Here is a 23,134-nt window from a genome sequence, read left to right on the forward strand (position 1 = left end):
CACGAATGCCGACCTGCTCCAAGGCTGCATAGGGGCTTTTCCAGTAAATCCCAGTACTCTCCATGACCACTGCATCCGGCTGCCAGGTCGCACACCAATCCGCCAAGGCCCGACGGTCTTTCTTGAAGCCGCCAAATTGACGGCGCTCTACCTCCACAGTGCCATCCGGGTTGCCTATGATGGCACAGGCCGTGACTTGTGCCTGATGAATATCCAGGCCGATCACACGTTGAAAAATGGGTTTCAGTTCCATTGGCTTTCCTCTCCATCTATACTGAAAACGTGGGAGGCAACGGATGCCGATGCCGAATCAACCTGCCTGCAGCAAGCCACAGGCGGTCCTCTTAATGTGCGCTCTCATGGAGGCAATCCGGGGTACGAGTCGGTCCGGCGGGTCACGTTAGAAACGGGATCAAGTCACCAAAATTTCGCGCGATCTCAATCCGCCGCCACCCGCTCCCATTCTCTTTCATTCTCCGGGGTGGCGCGAGTCGCAATGGACGTTAGAACAACAGGCGAGGGACAACGGAGCAAAAAGCACCCACGGCAACTGCCGTTTTTAGGTTTATGCAAGACGCCATCATTCAGGGCTGTCCGTCGGCCTGATAAATGGCATGAGGACTGATGAAGCGGCTCAGGCGCTGGGCGAGGCTGGCGGCAAGCGGGACGCCCTTATCCAGCGCCTCGGAGTTCAGCAGGATGACAATGGTATCTTTACTTTTAGGAGCGTAGATGGCTATGGATTCGAATCCGGCCTGACGGCTGGCATTGCCAACCCAACCATGGTTGACAAACGATCCCCAGCGATACTCTACGGAAGTCGTTGTTTGTCCAGATGCCGGGGACTGCGGATACGCAGCCAGTATGTGATTATATTCAGTCAGGTTCGCACTGATTTTTGCCCAGTCGCGCAGATCAGAGGCGGTTGCGGTCATTGCCCCGGCGGCCCAGAACTGCGAAGGATTCCAGGCGACGGGTTGCAGGTTTTGGGTAGTATTATTGCGGGCATATCCACGAACCTGCAGAAAAGGATCTGCGAAGCTGGTGGAAAAAGTCGTGCTGTTTAAGCGGTTAGGCTGCAGGACTTGTTCGGTGATGACCCGGGACAAGGGCTTGCCGGTAACCTTCTCAATGATCAGACCCAATAAAATCGTGTTGGTGCTGGAATAGTCAAAACGACTGCCCGGCTTGAACAACAGCGGATGGGTGAAGCTGTAATGCAGGAGCTGATCGGGCAGCAGGCGGGCTTCCGGATTTTTCTGAATGGCGTCCAGATAGGCGGCCTGTTTGCTGAAATCCACCAGGCCGCTGCGCATTTGGGCAAGGTCTGCGACAGTCATGTGCTCGCCATCAGGGACATCACTTAGGTACCGGGAAACTGGCGCGCTGAGCTGAATTTTATCGGCCTTGGCAAGATCCAGAACCGCTCTCACTGTGAAGGCGGTGCTGAGTTGTCCAATAGGCATATTCATGCGTACGCTCATAGCGGTTTTTTCGGCTGAATTTGCTGTCCCGAAAGCTTGCAGATAGACAGGTCGCCCTGATTGCCAGATGCCGACGATAGCACCTGGAACCTCTGCCTTTTGGAGATGTTCGGCGATAAATTGGGTATACATGCTGGCGGTGTTGGGAAAACCGGAAACACCGGATAAACCGGAAAGCGCTGAAGCCTGAGCCGAAACACCAGCTGCCACACAGGAAAATACAAGGGTAGACAAGAGAATGTGCTTTGGAGAAATCATGCTGTTCTGGTCCTTATGCAAGATGAATTGCCATTTCCATGCCTGCTAGTGAAAGCTGCAGTTTCATGGGGTAAGGCGCGGGCTTAGGATAACGCCCCCGGATATTTCAAACAAATCCTGACTCCAGATGAGCATAAAGAACTGAACCTGCTATTATCACGGTAAAATCCTGGGTTCTTCGGGTTGTTGAGACCAGATTAAATGACACATTCAGTTATAAAAAGGTGGAAATGATGAAGCTAAAGAGGCAATGGGTCCTGTTGGGTGTGGTCGCGGCGGTATTTGCGGCGGGTTCTGCAGATGCCTGTACCCGGGTGGTTTATCACGGCAAGGACGGGCTGGTCATCACCGGACGGACCATGGATTGGAAAGATCCCATGCATTCGCGCTTGTGGATTTTTCCAAAGGGTCTTGAACATGAAGGCGGTGCAGGACGCAATTCTGTGCATTGGGTATCGCGTTATGGCAGCGTGGTGGTGACTTCATTGAATGCCGCAGTCAGCGATGGCATGAACCAGAAGGGTCTGGTTGCCAATATGCTCTGGTTGGCGGGCAGCAAGTATCCTGATGATTGCGGCAAGGATCCCCGTTTGAGTATTGCCGCCTGGGCCCAGTATTTCCTGGATAATTTTTCCTCGGTCAAGGAAGCTGTGGCGTCCATCAAGGCACATCCTCTGTGTGTGGTGTCTGACAAGATTCCCGGCACAGATCGTTATACAACCTTGCACCTGTCCATTTCCGATGCCAATGGGAACAGTGCCATTTTTGAGTATATCGACGGTAAGCTGGTGATTCATGAAGGCCGTGAATATCAGGTCATGACCAATGATCCCGAATATTCCCAGCAATTGGCTATTGAAAAGTACTGGAACCAGATTGGCGGAACCACTTTCCTGCCGGGAACCAATCGTGCCGCTGATCGTTTTGCACGGGCAGCATTTTACATTCATGCCATTCCCAAAACGGCGAACCAGTCCGTGGGCGCGGCTGAAGTGATGAGTGTTTTGCAGAATGTATCTGTGCCCATGGGTATTTCAACACCCGGACAACCCAATATTTCCTCAACGCGCTGGCGGGTGGTCGCGGATCAGACGGGCCTCAAATACTACTATAACTCCGTCAGCAGCATGGATACCTTCTGGGTTAATCTGCATCAGGCTGATCTCAAAAAGGGCGCCCCCATTTTGCAGTTGCCCATGGGCCAAGGCCAGGTTTATTCCGGAGATGTCACAGCGGATTTCAAGCCGGTCGGCAAACCTTTTGAATTTGTGACGGTATCCCCGGAAAAAACGCAACCATGATACCTTGCAACAACGGATAAAACCGGATTTAGAATGCCCAGTGCCCGGAAATGAAAAAGGCTGCCTGCAGGACGAGGGCAGCCATTTCCGCGCCCAGAAACGGAAGCACCCAGGTTTTACGGACGGAGCTTTGATATATCCAGCCAGCCGCCAGAAACAGGGGCAGATTGACATAAAGCAGGCGGTAAGTGGAAACCGGTCCCTGTGCCGCTCCCTGAAACCATAAGTAAGCAAAAACCAGAGGAATGCTGATGACGAGTAAGGCCCATTGACGTTTCCACCATAAAATCCCCAGAGCAAAAAAATTACCCAGCAAGATCATGGCATTCATGAAAAAGTATACACTGCGGGCAGGATTCAGCACTGTGGGTTCCAGCAGTAATGCATGGACTAACGGCGTATAGTCTCCGCTCCACAAGGGAAATAGTTCGACAATATTTCTCAGTTTGTCCAGAGGCGTTAAATGGCCAATATAAGGACCATGGGCCACTACAAAAGCAAAAGGTGTCTGGAATAAATACCATTGGTAGGCCATGAATACACCCAGCCCACTGCAGGCGATTATTCCCAGGCTTAACCCCTTGAATAGGAATATGAGCGCACGGTTTTGCCTGTCCGCCCAGACGCGCCCCAGTAAAACCAGCCATATTCCGAAAGCGAAAAAAACCATCAACGGTCCGGAAGCCGTGCCGATTCCCGCCCAGAGAGCGGCCTGAAACGGGCGTTGTTGACGGAGTGCAATCAGTGTGGCGATGGCCAGACAATTCATCAGGGAAGTTGGATAGGCGCTGATGAAAAAAGCGGCAGCAGGATACAGGGCATAACCCAAAGTGGCAAAAGCGGCGCTATCGGGTTCCAGCCAGTCCCTGGCAAGGCGCTGAAATAACAGCACCGAGAGTATTCCAAAAAAAAGAGCCAGCCCTATGCCAATGGCGGGAATAGGGAAAGGCAGGATGAAACTGAGGCCTTTGCAGAGAGCCGGATATAAGGGGAAAAAGATGATGTTTTGTCCAATATCGGCGTGCGGTATGTAGCTGTAACCGTGAGTGGCAATGTCCACATACCATTTGGCATCCCAATTGATCAAAGCCTTGGCAATGGTCCCGGAAACGGGATCCAGACCACGGCTGAACAAATAATAACCCATCCAGGTTCCACCATAGACGGCCAGGGCACTGAGAAAAATGCTGCGGAGCAGCCAGAGCCTGTGCTTATCGGTCCTGTGTGCAGATGAGGATGATTCCGACACAGGCTTATTCTATTTTTACAGGATCAGGCACCAGAGGATCAGGCCGGGTGCCCTTGGCGTGCGGGAGGTTTTTGATTTGCAGCAGGCTGATGTTTTCATGACCATATATTTCATAAGCGGTTGTGAGATTCTGCACCTGATAATCTTGGGGAATGGCTGCCTCTACGGCAGAAACATCGCGAGAGGGACAAACCAGATAAAGCGGGGTTTCACCCAGAACGGTCCGTAATTCTGCTAATGACGACAGGTGACGAATGGGCATGTCTCCGCGCCCGGCATAAAACAGGAAGCTCGGCTGAAACCAGTCCCAGGAGGCCAGATGATAAGGATGCTTGCCCTGAATGGCAGCAATTTCCTGTCCCATGGCTCTGGAGGGTTTGAGCGCATTGATCGGTGGAAGAATGACAAACACCAGAAGACCACTGAGGACAATACTGCCCACTCCCAGACTAGCCCATGCCGCTGACCAATGTTTTTTCCAAATCAGGAGCATGGCGAAGACTGCTGCAAGCATGTAGGGAAACCCGACTTCAACCATTCCAGGAAGATGCGGTTCGCGCAGGGGTAAAACCCAGGCAGCAAAAATGCTCAGCGCGAGTCCTACCAGAAACAATGTGCTGAAGGATAGAGCCAGTCCCCATGTTTGCGGTAACCTGGATTGGGCGCGGATTTTTTCAAACCAGAAGGCAAGAAGAATAAATAAAGGTGGATAGGCCTCCCAGACATAATTGGGAAGTTTGGTCGCGGAGAGGGTAAAAAAGGCGATCCAGGTGCCTGCCCATATCAGCAGAAACAGTGGTACGGCCTGGTGTTGCAAAAAGTGACGCCGCTTCAGCCAAAGATCATGCAGCACTTGCGGTAAAAATATGGACCAGGGCAGCATGCCCAGAAAAGTACTGATGAGATAATAAAACCAGGGACCCCGGTGGCCTTGCATGCTGTCATCAAAGCGTCCGATATTCTGCTCAAAAATAAAAAGGCGATCCCAATTCCAGTGGGTTTCAATACCTACTGCCAGATACCAGGGCAGCATGATCATCAAAAAAAGTGGAATGCCGGTTGTCAGCCGCCCCTCTTTCCATAACAGGGGTAACTGCTGACGCAATAACAGAAACAAGACAATGATGAGTCCCGGCAATAGAAATCCGATGGGGCCTTTATCCAGGGTAGCCAGGGCCATGGCGGCATAGGCCCAATGGAATTCGCGGGTACGAATTTCTGGATAAATATATCCACGCAGATAACTTAATAACGCAATGGTGACCAATAATATCAGCAGTGGATCGGGGGTGGCGCTGCGAAAAATGACGGTACTGTGCAGTGCGGTGGCTGTCAGTAACCCACTGAGCAGGGCGATGGACTCCCCGTAGAGGCGGCGCAGGGCGATGATCAGATACAGAACCAATAACGCCCCGACCAGGGCTGAGCCAATGCGTAATCCCCAGGAATTCATACCCAGTAAACGGACTCCCGACCACATCAACCAGTAATTCAGGGCAGGCTTATCCGGCATCAAGCGGTCATTATAAGTCGGGACGACGAGGTTGTCGGCGGCAATCTGATCTTTCAGGCTTTGCGCGTAAATGGGTTCATCAATATCCCAGAGGCTGGTGTTGCCGGTGCCCCAGGCAAAAAAGAGGAACGCCAGGAAGAAAAGGGCGAGGGCCTTGATCCTGAAGCCGCGCTGAAGATTCTGCATCGGTGCAGTCATCTCGATTTTCTGCCAGGACAGTGCCCGGTCAAAGCGTTTGCAATCAAGGAAAAAAGTTCCAGAAGGGACAATCCTTGATTATACCCTCAGCATCGGGGTAAACCAAAGTGAACAACCAATGATTTTCAGGAGGCGTCCAACAGATCGGGCGCGCAATGACGCAGGGTTTCCTTGAGCATGACAAAATAGCGTTGGTAGCGCGTGAGTTCATGATCCATCAGCAGCATCTGATCCATCATGGCATCAGGCCTTTCTTCAGGCAGACGTTGCATGATTTCCTGCCATTGGCTGTTGATGAATTGGTGACGTTCTTCCAGAGCATTCAGTAAATCATCCAGATCAGGATTTTTTACGGAATGCGTGGAGGGATGAAGTTCGGCGGCGAGTCCGAGTAATTGCGTTGATTTCGTGGGGGCTGTTTTCAAGGAGCTTGATTTCATGATGTTGGCCTTTTTGAATTGAAATTTTTTCGTTTAACTGCAGCTTTTATGACTGTTGTAGAGTGGGAAAAGTTGCGCTTGGCCATAAAAAAACCGGCCGCGCCGAAGCAGCGACCGGTGTTTCAGCAAGCCACTATCAGTGGGCGCCGTAGACGCTTTTTTTAGTGAAGCGACCCCGGAAGACCCAGATCTGATACCAGTTATACATGATCATGACTGGCACAAAACCGGTCATGAACAAGGTAAACACAGCCATGGAATTGGCTGGATTGGAGGCCGCATGGATAGTCCATGTACCCGGTACAATATAGGGAAACATGGTTGCCCACATGGCCGCCCAGAGTAGAACCACTACCCCTTCGCCCCAAAGCAGCGCAGTAAAATCATGTTGCATGGAGTGGTTGGTCATGGATTTGAAAGCGAAGAAAAGGACGATGACAAACCAGATGGCCCAGATCCACCAATTGGGACCTGTCCACTTGGCAGCGGCCCAAGGAAAAATGGCATAAGACCAAACCAGCGTGATGACAATCGCTATTAACGCCAGATAGGAGAACAGGTTGGTCCAGGACTTGGCGCGTTCATGAATCACATCGCCCGGTAAAAAGCGGGCACAGAGAAACAATCCTCCCGCCAGACCGGCGGCAATCACCGCACCAAAACCCGTCCAGATGGAGAATGGGGTCAGGAAGTCCATGGCCCCTCCCGCATAATGCATCACGGGGGTTGTGAAACCCCGATCAGCGATCCCACTCATGGCAATACCGGATTTCATGGGAAATCCCTGTAATACGGCCCCCAGGGAGACACCGGCGAAAAAGGGCGCGACCAGGCTGCCAATGGCGAAAGCCCAGCCCCACAGACGTTTACTGCTGCGCGCATGAATATGAAATTCAAAAGCCACAGCCCGGGAGATGATACCCCACAGGGCGATCATCAGGGGGATCATCAAAAAGTTGAAGGCAGACCCATAAACCAGGGGGAAAGCACCAAACAATACACCGCCAGCGACTACCAGCCAGGTCTCGTTGCCATCCCAGAAACCCGCCATGGATGCCATGATGGCGCCACGCTCTTCTTCGTCCTTGGAGAACAAGGCAAAAATACCGGCGCCGAGATCAGCTCCGTCCAAAGCGATATATAACAAAAACATCAGCCCAAGTATCATCCACCACCAGGTGGAGAGGGCAGATACGATACGAACAATATCTGAACTAAGTTCCATGATAATTACTCCGGTGACTTATTAATTGAGGAAGGAGGAACGGATTCCTCCTTCTGATCCGGGTCTGTTAACGATCCGAGTGCATCATGGGCTTGTGGGCGAAAGTCGGTGCAACATGCCCGCCCCCCGCTTGCGCAGCATCATGATCTTCACCGTGATCGTGAAACAACGTGTCGGAGTGTGGAATGTCATCGACACCCTTCTGGATGACGCGACTGAAGAAGTACCAGGCGCCGGACCAGACCACCAGCTCAAAAATGATATAACCGACAAACCAGACAATTTCCTGGGCCATGCTCATGTTGCTGACCCCTTCGTAGGTCCGCATCAGGCCGAATACCACCCAGGGCTGACGACCGATTTCCCGAACCCACCAACCCGTCCAGATGGCCAGATAAGGGAGGAAGCCCGAGAACACCACCGCACGCAGAAACCAGGGATTTTTACGCAATTCCAGGGCGTTCATTTTGCCACGCACGCGCAACCAGTTGCCCCAAAGAGCGACAAAAAACAGGAAGAAACCGATGGCCACCATAGCCCGGAAGGCATAGAAAGGTACCCATACATCGGGGCGTTCGTTCACCGGAAATTCATCCATACCCTGTACCGGGCTGCTCCAGGTATGGGTTTCCAGGAGACTCAGCACATGCGGAATTTGAATGGCGAACAGATTTTTCCCGGCCTGCACGTCTGGAATGGCAATGAGGTTCCAGTCGGTATTGGGTTTTCCATTCGGCAGGTAGGTGTGGAAGTGTCCTTCCATGGCCGCCAAAGAGGTGGGCTGAGTTTTTGCAACGTCTTGACCGACACTGTCACCGATAAAAATCTGCAGAGGAGTGACAATGAGCAGCGCCAGCAAAGTGGGCTTCAGTATTTTGATGAAAAGATCAGCATGACGGTTTTTGAGGATAAACCAGGCGCTGACCGAGGCGAATACAAACAATGCCAGTTCTACAGTGGCGACCCACATGTGTGGAAAGCCCCAGATAAAATTGTCATTGAGAATGGCATGCCACCAGTTGCTGACCTGAAATAATCCATCTTTCAGCACAACCCCGTTAGGCGTCTGCATCCAGGAGTTGGCCACCAGTATCCACATGGCGGACAAGCTGGAAGAAATGCCAACGTTTAAAGTGGCAAATAAATGCATGCCTTTGCTGATTTTGCCCCAACCAAACACCATCAGGCCGATGAAGCCGGCTTCATACATGAAGGCGGTGATCGTTTCGAAGCCAAGAATGTTGCCGAAGAAAGGGCCGACAGCCTGAGAGAAAGGACCATAAAGAATACCAAAGGCCATTTCCATGGTGACACCGGTGGCGACACCTGCGCCAAAATTGATGATGAAGATTTTTTCAAAAAAACGATTGAGCTTGTACCAGCGCTCGTCACCGCTTTTCAACCAGGCAAGCTCCATAAAAAAGAGCAGCCAGGACATGCCGATGGTCATTGGCGTCCAGAGAATGTGCATGGAGGTGATCCAGGCAAAATCCAGACGGCTCAAAAGCACCGGTAATGAATTTTCGATAACCATGGTGATACTCCCTTAGCTTATTATGCTGTTGCTGACTACTGGTTCACCGTCAGCAAATGCCGTGCCATGGTCCGGTCAGCGGTGAACGCCTGCTTTATCAGCATCTTGTAATATAGGCGGTGATCATTGTGTGCATAACAACCATAATTGGGTGGTTTAAATGAACCGAATGCCATAAAATAACCCAGTATAAAAATACCTGCTTAGATTGTTATTGTTCTTGTCAGTGCTGCAGTTCAACAAAAATAATGAGTTTTTTACTGCAAATTGTTACAGTCCCAAATAAACAAAAATGAATAATTTCAATGTTGCCCATTACTCGAGGTTGGGGAGAACATCGTGCTGAAGCAGCGCCAAATATGCCTTTAGGACATTGGATTTCAAGGAGCGCCAGGTCGCGTCTTAATCTGTATCTGCTGGATCAGATTACAGTCCTTGCAGGGTTGGTACTCTTGAATCAGTTTGCTGGCATATTGATCCCTGACCCTGCGCAACATTGGTATCTGTCGGTTTGGGTGACCTCAGGTCTGTATGTTTTTCTGGTGATGCGCAGAGGCATCGGCTTATGGCCAGGCTTATTGTTGGGTGGTTTTCTCGGTGACTGGTCTTTGGGTTACAGTCCATTCAACGCTTTTGGATTGGCAGCAGGAGAACTGCTTTCGGCATGGATCTCGGTGCGCCTGATGTATCGATGGACTGCTGACTGGAACTCGTTGACATATCGCAATGATTTGCTCTCATTTGTGATTTTCCCTGGAGTTTTAAATGGCGTAATGGCCGGACTGTGGGGGACAGTCTGGCAACAAACGTCCGTATCGTGGACATCCTCTGCTGTTCCTCTGGATATGCTCAGCAATGGTAGCGGCGTGAGTTTTGGTGTCTTGCTGGTGGCCAGTAATTTGTTATTTTGGCAGAAAGGCCAGCGCTGGCGTGAACTCGTTTTCGGGGGGGGCATGGTTCTGGCTTTTTTCGGGCTTTGCTGTTGCTGCTACCACAATGCTTTTCTGGCATCGATATGCAGAATTTACAGACATTGTCGGATTGGTGTTTTTACTGCTTTTGCCCATACTTTGGGCGCTGACACAATTTCCAGTTGATGCGGTTTCTCGTTTGGTGCTGCTCTTGTTTGTGATTGCCATTGCCGGTACTGCCCGTGGCCTGGGGCCCTTAAGTGTGGCTGTGCCTCTGCGCCCCATGACGTTTTTACAAATTATGGGAATGGGCATGATGAGCGTTGTGCTGTTTGCAGCTGCAATGATGGCTGAGTCTGCGCGCTACAGAGAGGCCCTGCGTCATGGTAATAGATGGTTAGAGCGGCGCGTCGAAGAACGCACCCTGGCTTTACTGCAGAGCCAGAAAGAACTGTTGGTGCGGGAACGCTTTATCAGTGCAGCAAGTGCCGTTAATCGATTATTTTCGGAGAACGTCGGCCAGGATGAAAATCTGATTTTTCAGAGCTTCTGTGAAATCCTGCAGAAACAGCTGGAGATGCCTCTGGTATGGATTGTCAAAGATGGCAACGCCTTGGATACGGCGGTGCTTTGTGCAGTAGCTGGCCCGCTTGCCAGCACCTTTCGGAATGAATTGGAACAGGCTCCAGATTTGGTCGATGAGGGGCGTGACAAGGTACAGCTATGGAGAACTTGGCGGGATTTCAGTAAAAGCCACCAATTAGGCAATAGGATAACCCAGGACTTTATCTGGCCCGATGGTCGGCGTGGCCATATAGCTTTGCAGCGTGCCCAGGGGGCCGGTTTTCCCGATCAGGTGACCGAGATATTGGGTCAGGTGAGTGCCGATCTGCAGGATTTTCTCCAGCGTCAGTATGATTATTTTTCACTGCAGCGAACGCGTGTTTTGCAGCAGGCGCTACTGCGGGCCGGTGAGGTGACTCTGGCAGCTGAAGATGTCCAGGAGCTCCTGCAAAAAAGCTGTCAGCAGCTGATTGACAGCGGCATCTTCATTGCCACCTGGATTGCACGACCTGCCGCAGATGGTTGTATGGACGCCTTGGCCTACGCGGGCTGGAGTGCTTCTAATGCCCTGAAAAGACGTTGGCCGGTGTCTGCAGACTTGCCTGAGGGGCAAACGGTCGGGGCCCGGGCGTGGCGAGCGGATGCCCTCGTGGTTCAGCAGGATTACCTGATGGATCCGCTCATTCAACCCTGGCGTGCTCAAGCTCTGGAATATGGTTGGCGTGCGGCTGCTGCCTTGCCTATTGAACATGGCGGAGAACGCTGGGCGATTCTTGCGGTTATTGGTGATCGGCCGCAAATGTTTTCGGATGACATTTGTGATGTCCTGAGCCAGGTAGCACGCCTTGTGGGACATGGGCTGGACGAGTTGGTTCTGAAGCAAAAGCTGGCCGAAGAAAAAATGCAAATTGAAGAAGCCCGGCAAAAGCTGGAAAAAGTGGCTTTTTACGATCCGCTGACGGGTCTTGCGAATCGGCGTTTGTTGGAAACCCAATTGGAACAGGCGATGGCTCGCCAGGAGCGTCAGGATCATGTACTGGCTGTTTGTATGTTGGATCTTGACCGCTTCAAGCCGATCAATGATGCGTTTGGGCACGAAGCGGGTGATCAGGTTCTGGTGAGCTTGGGACATCGTTTGGCGGAAGTTTTGCGAAAAAATGACATGGTTGGTCGCTTTGGTGGTGACGAATTTGTGATTTTGCTGGAGTCCGTGCAAAATCAGGACGACCTTTATCAGATATTGCGTAAAATTGAGCATGTGATGACCTCGCCCATTCAACTGGAGAATGGTCAGAGTGTCCGCGTCGGATTGAGCATTGGGGTGAGTGTCTACGCGGGCGCAGAGAAAATGCTGAGCCCAGAAGAGTTGCTCCGCCAGGCGGACCGCGCCCTTTATGAAAGTAAAAACAGTAAAAAAGAACGAGATGCCTGCTGGATCCTGCACGAACCCAGTACTGCTCTGGAGCGTGCGCCACTCGCCCAGCGGCTCCTCGCCAGTGGGCAGCTTCTGGTGTTGTATCAGCCGGTTTGGGATACCCAGTCGAGCCGGGTTGCCGGTATGGAATCATTGGCCCGCTTGCAAGCGGAAGATGGTAGCATATTAACGCCCCGGCATTTTCTGCCCCAACTGCGGGGCAGCCATTTGTGTCATCTGACCCAACGTATGCTGGCCCAATCTCTGGAAGACCTGAACAGTCTTGGTGAGGCTGGGGATGGCTTATGGGTTTCTGTGAATATTGATCCGCAATCACTCACCAAACCTTGTATTCGCCAAATCCGTCAGATTATTCTCGATAGTGGCCTCGATCCGTCTCGTATTATTCTCGAGATCCTTGAAGGGACAGATTTCCTTGAACGCAATTCCGCTCTGGAATTGTTGCGCCAGATTCGCGCATTAGGTGTCCGTCTGGCCCTGGATGATGTGGGCAGTGCCTATGCCTCCCTATTGCGTCTGAAAGAGTTGCCAGTAGACGAAATCAAGCTGGACCAAGGGTTCGTGCGCACTCTGGCGCAACGTCCGGATGATTTACATTTCGTGTTGGCATTGCGCGATCTGGCTCAGGGATTAGAGGTGGATCTGGTAGTGGAAGGCGTCGAAAACGAAGCGATTCTCGATGCGATGATGACCCTCAATATTCCCCTGCTGCAAGGCAGGCATATTGCTCGTCCCATGTCCATCAGCCGGCTGCGTACCTGGTTGCGACGCAAGCAGCCGGTGCGCACGCATCCTTCGACCCTTCTGGGAATTTATGCGGCCCAAATGGCCAATCACAACCTTTTGACTAAAATGGCCTGCCAAAACCCACATTTGCTGCACGCAGAAACCCTCAGCGATGACAAATCCTGCCCCATTCATGCTTATCTCCAAAGTCTGGAGCCAACAAATCAAGATTTGCTGATGCGCCATCATCAACTTTATCATCGCGAGCTGGGCAGCTTGCTCAGGCAATTGGCAGTGGATCGGGATCAGGCGGACTGGGTTGCCCTGAATCAGGCTGAGGAAAGCTTTTTGCGCTTGCTCCGCGAAGCCTGGCAGAAGCAAAGCCCCCAGGCCCACTGCCGTTTTCAGGATTAATGCTTGCGGGAAATTGAGGGCATGGCCTACTCTTCAAGTAAATGAATTGTGCAAAATCATCCTGCTTGCTTTGACCAAGGAGTCGCCTCATGTCTGCAGCCCCTCTGACCGCTTCACCCGCATGGCAACATTTACAGGCGCATCGCAAGAGCTGGGAAGATGTCACCCTGCGTCAGCTTTTTCGGGAAGATCCTCAGCGGGCCGGGCGTTTTTCGGCAGAAGCCTGCGGCATCTATCTGGATTACTCCAAGCATTTGCTGCGTCGGGAAACCCTGAATCTGCTTTTTGATCTTGCCCGCAGTCGTGATCTGGAAGCGCGCCGCGACGCCATGTTTGCCGGGGAAAAAATCAACCATACCGAGGGTAGGGCCGCATTTCATGCGGCTTTGCGGGCACCCAAGGGTACTGTCATGCGCACCGGGGGGGTGGACGTTGTCCCTGAAGTGCATCAGGTGCTGGAACATATGGCCCGTTTTACCCAGTCCATTCATGAACAGTCCTGGCGGGGTGCCACCGGTCAGCCGATTCGGCAGATTGTGAATATTGGTATTGGCGGTTCTTACCTGGGTCCGGAAATGGCCTGGAAAGCCCTGCGTGCCTACCGTCATACTGATGTTCATCTGCATTTTGTGGCTAACGTGGATGGCGCGACGCTCAGCGATGTGACGGCGCATCTGGATCCTGCAGAAACCCTGTTCATTATTTCATCCAAGACGTTTACCACGCTGGAAACCATGACCAATGCCCATGCCGCCCGGCACTGGATTACTTCTGCTTTGGGCGAAGACGCAGTATCCCGGCATTTTGTGGCGGTTTCCACCAATGCTGAAGCCGTCAAGGCCTTTGGTATGGATACTGAACATATGTTCGGTTTCTGGGACTGGGTGGGGGGGCGCTATTCTATGGATTCGGCTATTGGCTTGTCCACCATGCTCGGCGTGGGGGTGCAGCATTTTCAGGAAATGCTCGCCGGTTTTCATGCCATGGATACGCATTTCCAGAACGCGCCGCTGGAACAGAATCTGCCGGTGTTACTGGGCCTTATGTCCATCTGGTACAACAATTTCTGGGGAGCGCAAACCCAGGCTATTTTACCTTATGCTTATGATCTGGCACGTTTCCCAGCCTATTTACAGCAGCTACAAATGGAAAGTAATGGTAAAAGTGTCGATGAAGCCGGGCAACTGCTGTCCGTAGATAGTGGTCCCATCATCTGGGGCGAGCCGGGAACCGATGGACAACATTCTTTTTATCAGCTGATTCATCAGGGTACGCGATTGATTCCCTGCGATTTCATTGGCTTTTGTCATCCCCTCAGTGCTTCAGCAGAACCGCATGAATTGTTGATGGCAAATCTGATTGCCCAGGCAGAGGCTTTGGCTTTTGGCAAAACGGCGGAGGAATTGCGTGCTGAGGGTGTTTCCGAAGCGCAAGTTCCCTTCCGCACGTTTACCGGAAACCGTCCGAGTAGCGTGCTTCTCGTGGATGCCCTGAGTCCGCACAGTCTGGGTACACTGGTTGCTTTGTATGAACACAGCGTATTCACTCAGGGGATCATCTGGGGCATTGACTCTTTTGATCAGTGGGGCGTGGAATTGGGTAAGGTGCTGGCGCAGCGCATTGTTTCTGATATGCAGGGTAAAACCCGGCACCCCCATGATGGGTCCACATCGACCCTGCTGGAACGCTATTTGCGCCGACGTGGCCACTAGATTTTTCGGGATTGACCGGGTTCCATGCAACGGGGCGGGAACTTTTACCCGGCTATGGTTTTCCAATGAGGAATTATTAGCCGGATTGAAGAGCCGCCCAACAACATGAAACTGCCCATTGTTCTGGCCATTACGGCCGTATTTTCCTGGGGGAGCGTCGCCTGTGCGGCCGTTCCGCCTTTACCTCCCATGCCTACTTTGCCGCCGCCACCACCCATGCCGGCGCCACAATTGACCGGTATTCAGTCTGCCGTTTTGCTGGACATCAACAGTGGCCAGATCCTGATGGCTGAAAATGATGAAAAGCCGGTCAATCCTTCGGGCCTGGTCAAGCTGATGACCGCCTACCTGATGTATCAGGCGGAAAAGCAGGGTCTGGTACAGCCAGGCGAAAATGCACATGTGTCCAATGACGCCTGGCATGCCCAGGGTTCCCGCATGTTCATTCAACCGGGAATGCCAGTGACCATGACCCAGCTCACCCATGGACTCCTGATTGATGGCGGGAATGATGCCGCCATTGCCATAGCCGAGACGGTGGCCGGCAGCGTTGGCGGTTTTGTGGATTTGATGAACCATGACGCAGCGGCCATGGGCTTGCAGCACACCCATTTCACCAATCCCGATGGTCTTCCACAGCCGGGACAAACCAGCACCGCGCTGGACCTTGCCCGTTTGTCAGCGCGTTTGATTCAAAGTTATCCGCAAGTGATGCAGGTTGCCGGCAAGGTTTCCTATACCTATAACCACATCACCCAATACAACTACAATCCGCTGGCCGGGCAGGATGGTGTGAATGGCCTGGGGGTGGGTCTGGCCGGTAAAAACAGCTGGAATCTGGCGGTCAGCGCAACTCGGGATGGTCGTACATTGGTGGCCGTGGTTTTGGGTGCGCCTTCGCGCAGTGCTGCAGGCAGTGATGCCAGCGCCTTGCTCCACTATGGCTGGAACGGCTGGCAGAATGTGTCTCTCTACAAGGCGGGGGCAACCGTTGCCCAAATCCATAACGGCGACTGGAGCCCGGCAACAGTGCAGGGGGTGACGGCAGGCCCGGTCGTGGTTTCCGAACCCAAGCAGCAGAAAACCCGGTTGCAAACCCGCTTCGTACCGACTCCCAACCTGAAGGCCCCTCTCGCGGCGGGTGCGGGAATTGGTACCCTGCAAATTTCCTGGCACGGTCATGTCCTGAAAACGGTTCCTGTACAAACCCATAGTGCGGTGAAGCCAGCGGGCTGGTTTGTCCGCCTGATTCACGAGGGCGAGTCATGGTTATGACCGGTAACGAGAGCACCTGCTTTACAGCCCAGCGGATCGGAGGCTGATTTTGGCTGCACGTGGAATGTCTTCCCGGCGCCGCTGGGTGTTCTGGACGCTTGTCGTGCTCCTGCTGGTTGCCCTGAATATTGTGGTGGGGATCGGGGTTTGGACCTGGCGGATATGGCAGGAATTGCCACCCGTCGTGCAACTCGAAAACTGGCACCCTCAGGAGCCGTTACGTATTTATGCGGACAATGACCACCTGCTGCAGGTGGTCGGGCCGCAACTGCGCTATGCCCTGCCTCTGAAGCAAATTCCCAAGACGCTGCAAGATGCTTTTATTTCTGCCGAAAATTCAAAATTCTATAGTCATAATCCGATTTATTATCCAGTCAGCTTTCCGGGCATTATCCGCGCGGCATTTGTGGATCTGGTGCATATGGCTCCCGTGCAGGGGGCCAGCACCATCACCGAGCAGGTGGCCCGCAATTTTTATTTGACCCCCAAAAAAACCATTACCCGTAAGGTCGCGGAAATTCTGCTGGCTTATAAACTGGGCGCGCGTCTGCATCGTCCGCAAATTCTGGATTTGTACCTCAACAAGATTTATCTGGGCGAGGGGGCTTACGGGGTACAGGCAGCGGCGGAAACTTACTACGGCAAAACCGTCAATCAGCTGACCGTTGGCGAAATGGCGACCTTGGCGGGCCTGCCAGCGGCACCCTCGGATTTCAATCCGATTGCCTCACCCGCTTCGGCAAAAACCCGTCGCGATTATGTGTTACGGCACATGGCCCATTACGGATACATCAGCAAGGCGCAGGAAGAAGCGGCTCTGGCTGAACCCATCAAAGCCCATTATCACGCTCCGGCCAGCAACATAGCCCCCTATGCCACCGACTGGATTCGTAACTGGCTGGAAAAACATTTCGGGGCTGATTTTACTTACCGCACCGGTCTGCGGGTTTACACCAGCATCAACCCCACTGACCAGCGTGCTGCTGATCGGGATATTGCCGTGGGTCTTGAGAACTATGGTATGGGTCTTGACAGCATGGATCCCAAGGCCTGGCATGGTCCAATTGCCCAGTTATCGACGGCAGCCATGGAAGCCGCACTGCAGGGACAGCGGCCCAGCCAGTTACCCAACCATAATCCGGCCAATTTGCACTGGGGAGTCGTAGTCAAATCTACGCCGGAAATGGCTACGATTTCCTTCGAAGGCCGTCATCTGGTGCATCTGAGCTTGCGCGACGTCGCCTGGGCACGGTCTGCTCCCAAGGGTAATCCACCCACCGCCGTCAATCAGGTGCTGCAACCCGGTGATTTGATCTGGCTGAGGCGCTATGTGGTTGCCGCCACATCGGGAACAGGCAATCCGGTCTGGGGCACCAAGGTTTGGCACAATATTCCCCATGGTGGTTGGCAGTTGGCGCAGATTTCCCATGTGCAGGGTGCCCTGGTGTCGCTTGCCAGCCGCTCAGGGGCCATCCTGGCTTTATCGGGGGGCTTTAGCTATGAACTGAGCCATTTTGACCGGGCTCTTTACGCCTTCCGGCAGCCGGGATCGGGGTTCAAACCTTTTGTGTATTCTTCGGCCATGGACGCGCCGACCTATCTGGCCAGCGGGCGCAAACATTATCTTACCCCGGTCTCCCTCATTGCCGACACGCCGCTGGTGATTCATCTCGGTAACGGACAGGTTTATGCGCCGACCAACTACAGTCGTACTTTTTCGAATATTCCCTTTCCAGTTTGGGAGGATCTGGCGGATTCCCATAATGTGCCGAGTGTCCGCCTGTTAATGCATGTCGGCATTCCTTACGCCAAGCGCTATGTGGAGCGTTTTGGTATTCCGGCAAAACAGATTCCCGCCTCACCCTCCATGGTATTGGGGTCCGGAGACTTTACTCCCCTGCAAATTGCGCGTGGCTACGCCGTTTTTTCCAGCGGGGGTTTTCTGCCGCATCCCTATTTGATTCGCAAAATTGTCACTGCGCACGGTACCACGGTTTCGCTGCTGGATTGTCCCCTGGGGTATCGGCCGCCATCTGGACAAACCGTGATTCCGCCGGGGGTGGCTTTTCTGATGACGCGAATGATGGAGCGGGTTATCCGGGTCGGTACTGGGGTCGCCGCGCAGATTCTTCATCGCCATGATCTCGCGGGAAAAACCGGCACAACCAATCACGAAGATAATGCCTGGTTCAATGGCTTTAATCCCGATATTACGACGTCGGTCTGGGTGGGCTATGACAACAATCAGTCCATGGGGACCTGGGCGGCGGGGGCTCGCCAAGCCTTGCCTATCTGGATTCGGTATATGCATACGGCGCTGGCGCAGTATCCGGATGTGGGCTTCTTCCAGCCGCCCGATGTAGTGACGGCACGTTATAATCCCAAAACGGGTGACCTTGCGCCTCAGAGTGATCCAGGGCATCAGTATCCTAGGGGATATTTTTTGTCCGGTTACCTGCCACCCAAGCCCAAACCCAAGGTCAGTGCGGAAACACAAAGTTTTATCCACGCATTGATGCATATTTTCTAGGAGACGGAGAATGAAGCAGTGGTTGTCCCTGATAATTATCGCCCTGTGTTTCTGGGGAGCTTTTGAAGTCAGTCACCACTGGCTGGTGCAGCATCCCGACCATCCTGACCAGCGCACCTTAACGGTCATTTCTCATTAGGTAAAGGCCGTTACGCAGAGGCGTTTTTAATATCGTAGCCACTCATATTTGTGTTACATTTCTGGCCGTCCAGAAAATTTTTGAGTCTGCAGATATTATCAAAGGAAGTCTTATGCGCCGTTTAGGGATCGCCGTTTTATTACTGGCTGGAGCCAGTTCCGTTTCCGCCCTGGCTGCCGATGCGCCCATGCAGCCGGGGCTCTGGATGATGCATGTTTCTGGTACAACGAAAGTCTCTTCGCCGCCAGTCAGCACCCCCATGGAACGCAGTATGCAAATTTGTGTGAAAGCCCATCAAAAACCGGAATCCGTTTTTCTGCCTGCGGGAAGTGATCGCTGTACCGGCAGTCATAAAGTTTTGCCCGATGGCAAAACCCAATGGACTTTTCATTGTCAGGCACCGGGGGCCTCCATGACCCAGATAGGTTGGTTCCAGACCAGCGCCCGTCATCTGAACTCGCACTGGGTCATTACTGCTATTGTGCATAGCGAGGCTCATTACGAAACAGTGACTGATATGCAAATGCAGGGCACTTATCTCAGTGCTCACTGTGGGAAAGTCAAATAAGCGGTTGGTTAAACAGCAGGCTGGCGCAGCAATTCCAGAAAAGCTCTGCTGCTGTGGCTGGCTTCCTTGCGATATAACACCGAAAGGCGATGATGAATATGCGGTTCCGTATTCAGGGTAATCAGTCCCGGACGTTGTCCCCAACTGTCATTCAGTGCTGAAACAAAACTCACCCCCAAACCGCAACGTACAGCATCACGAATAGCCGCGAGACCACTCAGTTCATAACGGATTTCAGGATAAATTCCGGCATCTTTCAGGGCTTGCAGAGCATGCTCGCGAATGCCTGAACCTTCTTCTCTCCATACCAGTGCGGTGGACTCCAACGCCCGCAAAGGTAATGGTTTTTGCGCCATCTGCAGCCAGTACGGGCTTTCTGGCGCCAGCAGGACAATGGTGGTTTCCCGGAGAGTTTCCTGAACCCACTCGGTCTGTGCAGGCGAGGTCAGATCATCTTCTACAAAAACCAGATCAGCCTGGTCGCGCATGTTCCTGGCTGCGCGGCTGTTGGTGGCTATGAGGCGCAGGGACACCCCCGGATATTGCTGCTGGAAGCGGGCAATAGCCTGCGGCAACAAGGTTTCCGCATTGCTGTGGCTGGCGAGAATGGATAGCGAGCCACGCAGCATTTTTTCAGTGTCCTGACAGAGATGGCGGGCGTCTTCCAGGGCATTTTCGATTTGTTCGGCAATGCGTAACAGCGCCATCCCCATGGCCGTAGGGGTGATACCGTGGCGATTCCGTTGATAGAGGGGTTCTCCGACAATTTCCTGGAGGTTTTTGAGGCGGTGAGAGACGGCGGGCTGGGTCATGAACAGACTTTCTGCTGCGGCATGGAGATTGCCATGGCGTGCCGCCCGGGCCCAGACCAGCAACAAAACAGGATCAATACGCTGATGCAGCATAAACGGGCTCCAGTATTTAAGAAATTATCTGTGATTATTAAAACAATGAAAAATTAGCATTGGATGAATATCCTGTCCAGGTGCAAGCTTGGCGCAAATGTACAGCACCGGAATCAATCACTATGAAACTATTCGCTGAAGTCCCCGGAAACGATCCCCGGGAAATCGTTCGTCACTTCACCCCCAACTGGTTCGCCGCCAATATGGGTACGGGGATTCTGGCGCTCATGATTGCCGAATTTCCTTATGGTGACTGGGGTCAGAAAATCTTTGCACAGGGCCTATGGACTATTAACACATTATTTTTCGCACTGTTTGCCCTGCTGTTTCTGGGGCGGGCGGCGCTTTATCCCGCCAGCTTTCGCCGCCTCTTTCAGCATCCGGTACAGTCTCTTTTCATTGGCGCCATCCCCATGGGTTTCGCCACCATCGTCAATGGCATGCTGATTATCTGGCCGGTCACGGCGTTGTCTTTACAAATCACCAATGTCATGTGGTGGGTGGACGTGGCTCTGGCGCTGTTTTCGGTGCTCCTGGTGCCGTACTTCATGTTTACCGCCCAGGAACACAGCGTTGAAAAAATGACGGCTGCCTGGCTGTTGCCCATTGTTCCTCCGGAGGTCACGGCGGCCAGTGGCGGGTTATTGGCGCAGCATTTGCCCCCCGCGTTGGGAAGCACCGTCATTTACGTGAGTTATCTGCTCTGGGCCGTTTCGGTGCTGCTGGCCATGGGGATTCTGGCGATCCTGCTTTTACGCCTGACCCTGCACAAGCTCCCCCATCAGGATATGGCGGTATCCGCCTGGCTGCCTTTGGGACCCTTGGGAACCGGTGCCATGGCGATGATCACTCTGGGGGTGGCCGATCAGAAAGTCTTTGCGGGAACGACCCTTGCGGGAATGGGTGATTTTGGTTTCATGGCAGGCCTCTTTGTCGCCCTGATTCTCTGGGGATTCGGGCTGTGGTGGATGCTGATGGCGGTATTTTTTACCCTGCGTTATCTGGGCGAAGGTCTGCCTTTCAATATGGGCTGGTGGGGTTTTACCTTTCCCCTGGGCGTCTTTGACGCCGCTACCTACCTGCTCGCACGGGAGACCAACTGGGGCGTGTTTTTGCCCCTGGGAGCCCTGTTCACCATCGCGTTGGCCTTTTTCTGGGTCATTGTGACCCAACGCAGCTTTAAGGGTATGTGGAGTGGACGCCTGTTTCGTGCGCCCTGCCTTTCCGCCGAAACAGGATTGCCGGAAACCTGTGCTCCCCAAAGTACGCGGCGCCTGACGGAAAACGACCTCAGTAAAATGAGGGATTAGAAGGATCTGAAAAAATCATTCAGAACCTTGTCGAAATAAAAGGAGATATCAATCATGAAATATCCAATGATCGCTGCTGCTGTAGGCGCTTTGCTGATGAGTCCGCTGCTCGCCCAGGCTGATACGGAGGCGCATGCGGAGCATTACCAGACGATCCAACAGTTTCTGGAAGCCGGCAAGGTCACCGGGAATGTCCGTTCCTACTACTTCAATCAGCTTTATGGGGGTAGCCCATTACCCAATAAGTATGCCTATTCACTGGGCGGTATGTTGAAAGTGCAAACGGCGCCGCTCTATGGCCTCAGCGCCGGTGTGGCTTTTTATACGGCCAACAGTCTGGGTGCCAATGATCTGAATGCTCCCCGTCTGGATCCCCTGCTGATGGGGGACAAAGACAGTCTGAATGTGCTGGGACAAGCCTATTTGCAGTATCAGGATCGCTGGTTGAAAGTGAAAGCCGGCGATATGTTGCTGCATACCCCCTGGATGAATCCGTCGGATGCTTTCATGATTCCAAGCACCTTCCAGGCAGTGACTTTGCAGGTCAACCCCATCCGCAATCTGCAACTGATCGGGATTCGCGAGTTTCGTTTCAAAAACCGGATACAGGAAAATTACTACCGAGAAACCCTGCTGAATCAAAATCCCATTTATCCCGATATGCCGGATCATATGGATGGCACACTGGCTTTCGGGGTGAAAGCGCATTGGCAGAGCTTGAAATCCAGCGCCTGGTTCTACAGGTTTTATGATTTGGCGAATCTGTTTTACGGTACTGTCCATTATGGAGTGTCCGGCTTGCCCTATGGCATGAAGCCCTTCGCCGACTTTCAGTATGCGCGGGAATGGGCAGACGGCACGCAATACGCGGGCCCCGTCAACGCGACCGTATTTGGTGGAATGCTCGGTCTGCAAACGCCTTTGGGCCAGGTTTTTGCGGCTTATGATGAGATTCCCGGTCGCAGCCCGTTTTCCATGGGTGGCCGGACTTTGTATAACGGCGGATTTGTTTCCCCCTATACCCAGCAGTACAGTGCCGATCCACTGTACACCAGCATCATGGATTATGGGCTGGTGTCTTCTTCTGCGGCGGGACATGCCTGGAAGTTTGGTTTTTTGATCCATCCCCTACGGCAACTGCGGATCAAATATTCCTACAGCATGTATTGTACCCATCCCTACCTGCCGAACGTAGACGCCAACTATCTGGATGTGACCTATACCCCGGGAGGATTCTGGAAGGGATTATCTCTGCGTAACCGTCTGGGTTCCTCGTCATTTCAAGTGGGTAGCCTGAGATCCAGCTTGCCCAGGATCAGGTAGGCCATGTTGATAAAGTTCTTGTGCGTGCGGTAACCCMGAGCCTTGGCCTTGGCGGATTGAATGAGGCTGTTGAAACCTTCCAGAATTCCATTGGTGATCTGGCTCTCGAACCATCGGAGC

General features: G+C 52.9%; 19 protein-coding genes. 10 read left to right on the forward strand and 9 right to left on the reverse strand.

Going from position 1 to position 23,134, the window contains the following annotated elements:
- Both H7F11_RS15795 and H7F11_RS15800 read right to left on the reverse strand, forming a co-directional pair.
- Positions 1–253: IS110 family transposase (locus H7F11_RS15795; RefSeq protein WP_193658248.1), on the reverse strand; the 253-nt coding region annotated here is incomplete at its 3' end.
- A gap of 331 nt (positions 254–584) precedes the next feature.
- The gene (locus H7F11_RS15800; protein ID WP_193649414.1) at positions 585–1,742 is read right to left on the reverse strand and encodes a serine hydrolase domain-containing protein; all 1,158 of its coding nucleotides are present in this window, start codon (positions 1,740–1,742) and stop codon (positions 585–587) included.
- Between the two features lie 230 nt (positions 1,743–1,972).
- Between H7F11_RS15800 and H7F11_RS15805 the strand changes: the two genes are divergently transcribed.
- Positions 1,973–3,043, forward strand: coding sequence for a linear amide C-N hydrolase (locus H7F11_RS15805; RefSeq protein WP_227485580.1), 1,071 nt, complete (start codon positions 1,973–1,975; stop codon positions 3,041–3,043).
- 28 nt (positions 3,044–3,071) lie between these two features.
- Here H7F11_RS15805 and H7F11_RS15810 read toward each other — a convergent pair whose 3' ends face one another.
- The 5 genes from H7F11_RS15810 to H7F11_RS15830 form a co-directional block, all read right to left on the reverse strand.
- Positions 3,072–4,292, reverse strand: coding sequence for a mannosyltransferase family protein (locus H7F11_RS15810; protein WP_193649415.1), 1,221 nt, complete (start codon positions 4,290–4,292; stop codon positions 3,072–3,074).
- A 4-nt stretch (positions 4,293–4,296) separates the two neighbouring features.
- Positions 4,297–6,003 carry an ArnT family glycosyltransferase gene (locus H7F11_RS15815; RefSeq protein WP_193649416.1) on the reverse strand — a complete coding sequence of 569 codons (1,707 nt, stop codon included), beginning with the start codon at positions 6,001–6,003 and terminating at the stop codon, positions 4,297–4,299.
- A gap of 125 nt (positions 6,004–6,128) precedes the next feature.
- Positions 6,129–6,443: a hypothetical protein gene (locus H7F11_RS15820; RefSeq protein ID WP_193649417.1), complete on the reverse strand. Its 315-nt coding sequence runs from the start codon at positions 6,441–6,443 to the stop codon at positions 6,129–6,131.
- A 136-nt stretch (positions 6,444–6,579) separates the two neighbouring features.
- Complete coding sequence (gene cydB / locus H7F11_RS15825) at positions 6,580–7,668, reverse strand: cytochrome d ubiquinol oxidase subunit II (protein WP_193649418.1); 1,089 nt, start codon at positions 7,666–7,668, stop codon at positions 6,580–6,582.
- A 67-nt stretch (positions 7,669–7,735) separates the two neighbouring features.
- Positions 7,736–9,202, reverse strand: a complete 1,467-nt coding sequence (locus tag H7F11_RS15830) for a cytochrome ubiquinol oxidase subunit I (protein ID WP_193649419.1) — start codon at positions 9,200–9,202, stop codon at positions 7,736–7,738.
- Positions 9,203–9,507: 305 nt separating this feature from the next.
- Here H7F11_RS15830 and H7F11_RS15835 point away from each other — a divergent pair, with 305 nt between their 5' ends.
- The 7 genes from H7F11_RS15835 (at position 9,508) to H7F11_RS15860 (ending at position 19,476) form a co-directional block, all read left to right on the forward strand.
- Entirely contained in the window at positions 9,508–10,299 is a 792-nt protein-coding gene (locus H7F11_RS15835; protein ID WP_193649420.1) for a hypothetical protein, read from the forward strand.
- Entirely contained in the window at positions 10,199–13,252 is a 3,054-nt protein-coding gene (locus H7F11_RS15840) for a putative bifunctional diguanylate cyclase/phosphodiesterase (RefSeq protein ID WP_193649421.1), read from the forward strand. Before H7F11_RS15835 ends, H7F11_RS15840 begins: the two co-directional genes overlap by 101 nt.
- Positions 13,253–13,341: 89 nt before the next feature.
- On the forward strand, positions 13,342–14,964 hold the full coding sequence (pgi, locus tag H7F11_RS15845; RefSeq protein WP_193649422.1) for a glucose-6-phosphate isomerase: 1,623 nt from the start codon (positions 13,342–13,344) through the stop codon (positions 14,962–14,964).
- 105 nt (positions 14,965–15,069) lie between these two features.
- Positions 15,070–16,239, forward strand: coding sequence for a D-alanyl-D-alanine carboxypeptidase family protein (locus H7F11_RS15850; protein ID WP_193649423.1), 1,170 nt, complete (start codon positions 15,070–15,072; stop codon positions 16,237–16,239).
- A 64-nt stretch (positions 16,240–16,303) separates the two neighbouring features.
- Positions 16,304–18,769 carry a penicillin-binding protein 1A gene (locus tag H7F11_RS15855; RefSeq protein WP_227485582.1) on the forward strand — a complete coding sequence of 822 codons (2,466 nt, stop codon included), beginning with the start codon at positions 16,304–16,306 and terminating at the stop codon, positions 18,767–18,769.
- 10 nt (positions 18,770–18,779) lie between these two features.
- On the forward strand, positions 18,780–18,908 hold the full coding sequence (locus H7F11_RS17045; RefSeq protein WP_264674730.1) for a hypothetical protein: 129 nt from the start codon (positions 18,780–18,782) through the stop codon (positions 18,906–18,908).
- Positions 18,909–19,020: 112 nt separating this feature from the next.
- On the forward strand, positions 19,021–19,476 hold the full coding sequence (locus H7F11_RS15860; RefSeq protein WP_193649425.1) for a DUF3617 domain-containing protein: 456 nt from the start codon (positions 19,021–19,023) through the stop codon (positions 19,474–19,476).
- An 8-nt stretch (positions 19,477–19,484) separates the two neighbouring features.
- On the opposite strand, the gene H7F11_RS15865 is transcribed toward H7F11_RS15860, so the two are convergent.
- The gene (locus H7F11_RS15865; RefSeq protein ID WP_193649426.1) at positions 19,485–20,381 is read right to left on the reverse strand and encodes a LysR family transcriptional regulator; all 897 of its coding nucleotides are present in this window, start codon (positions 20,379–20,381) and stop codon (positions 19,485–19,487) included.
- Positions 20,382–20,503: 122 nt separating this feature from the next.
- On the opposite strand from H7F11_RS15865, the gene H7F11_RS15870 reads away from it, so the two are divergent.
- Both H7F11_RS15870 and H7F11_RS15875 read left to right on the forward strand, forming a co-directional pair.
- Positions 20,504–21,691, forward strand: coding sequence for a TDT family transporter (locus H7F11_RS15870; protein WP_193649427.1), 1,188 nt, complete (start codon positions 20,504–20,506; stop codon positions 21,689–21,691).
- 54 nt (positions 21,692–21,745) lie between these two features.
- Positions 21,746–23,014, forward strand: a complete 1,269-nt coding sequence (locus H7F11_RS15875; protein WP_193658252.1) for an OprD family outer membrane porin — start codon at positions 21,746–21,748, stop codon at positions 23,012–23,014.
- Here the strand turns inward: H7F11_RS15875 and H7F11_RS15880 are convergent.
- On the reverse strand, positions 22,972–23,134 hold a 163-nt coding region (locus H7F11_RS15880; RefSeq protein ID WP_193658254.1), incomplete at its 5' end, for a transposase. The two genes, H7F11_RS15875 and H7F11_RS15880, sit on opposite strands and share 43 nt — an antisense overlap.

The organism is Acidithiobacillus sp. HP-2 (genome assembly GCF_015100155.1).
Taxonomy (GTDB): Bacteria; Pseudomonadota; Gammaproteobacteria; order Acidithiobacillales; family Acidithiobacillaceae; genus Acidithiobacillus.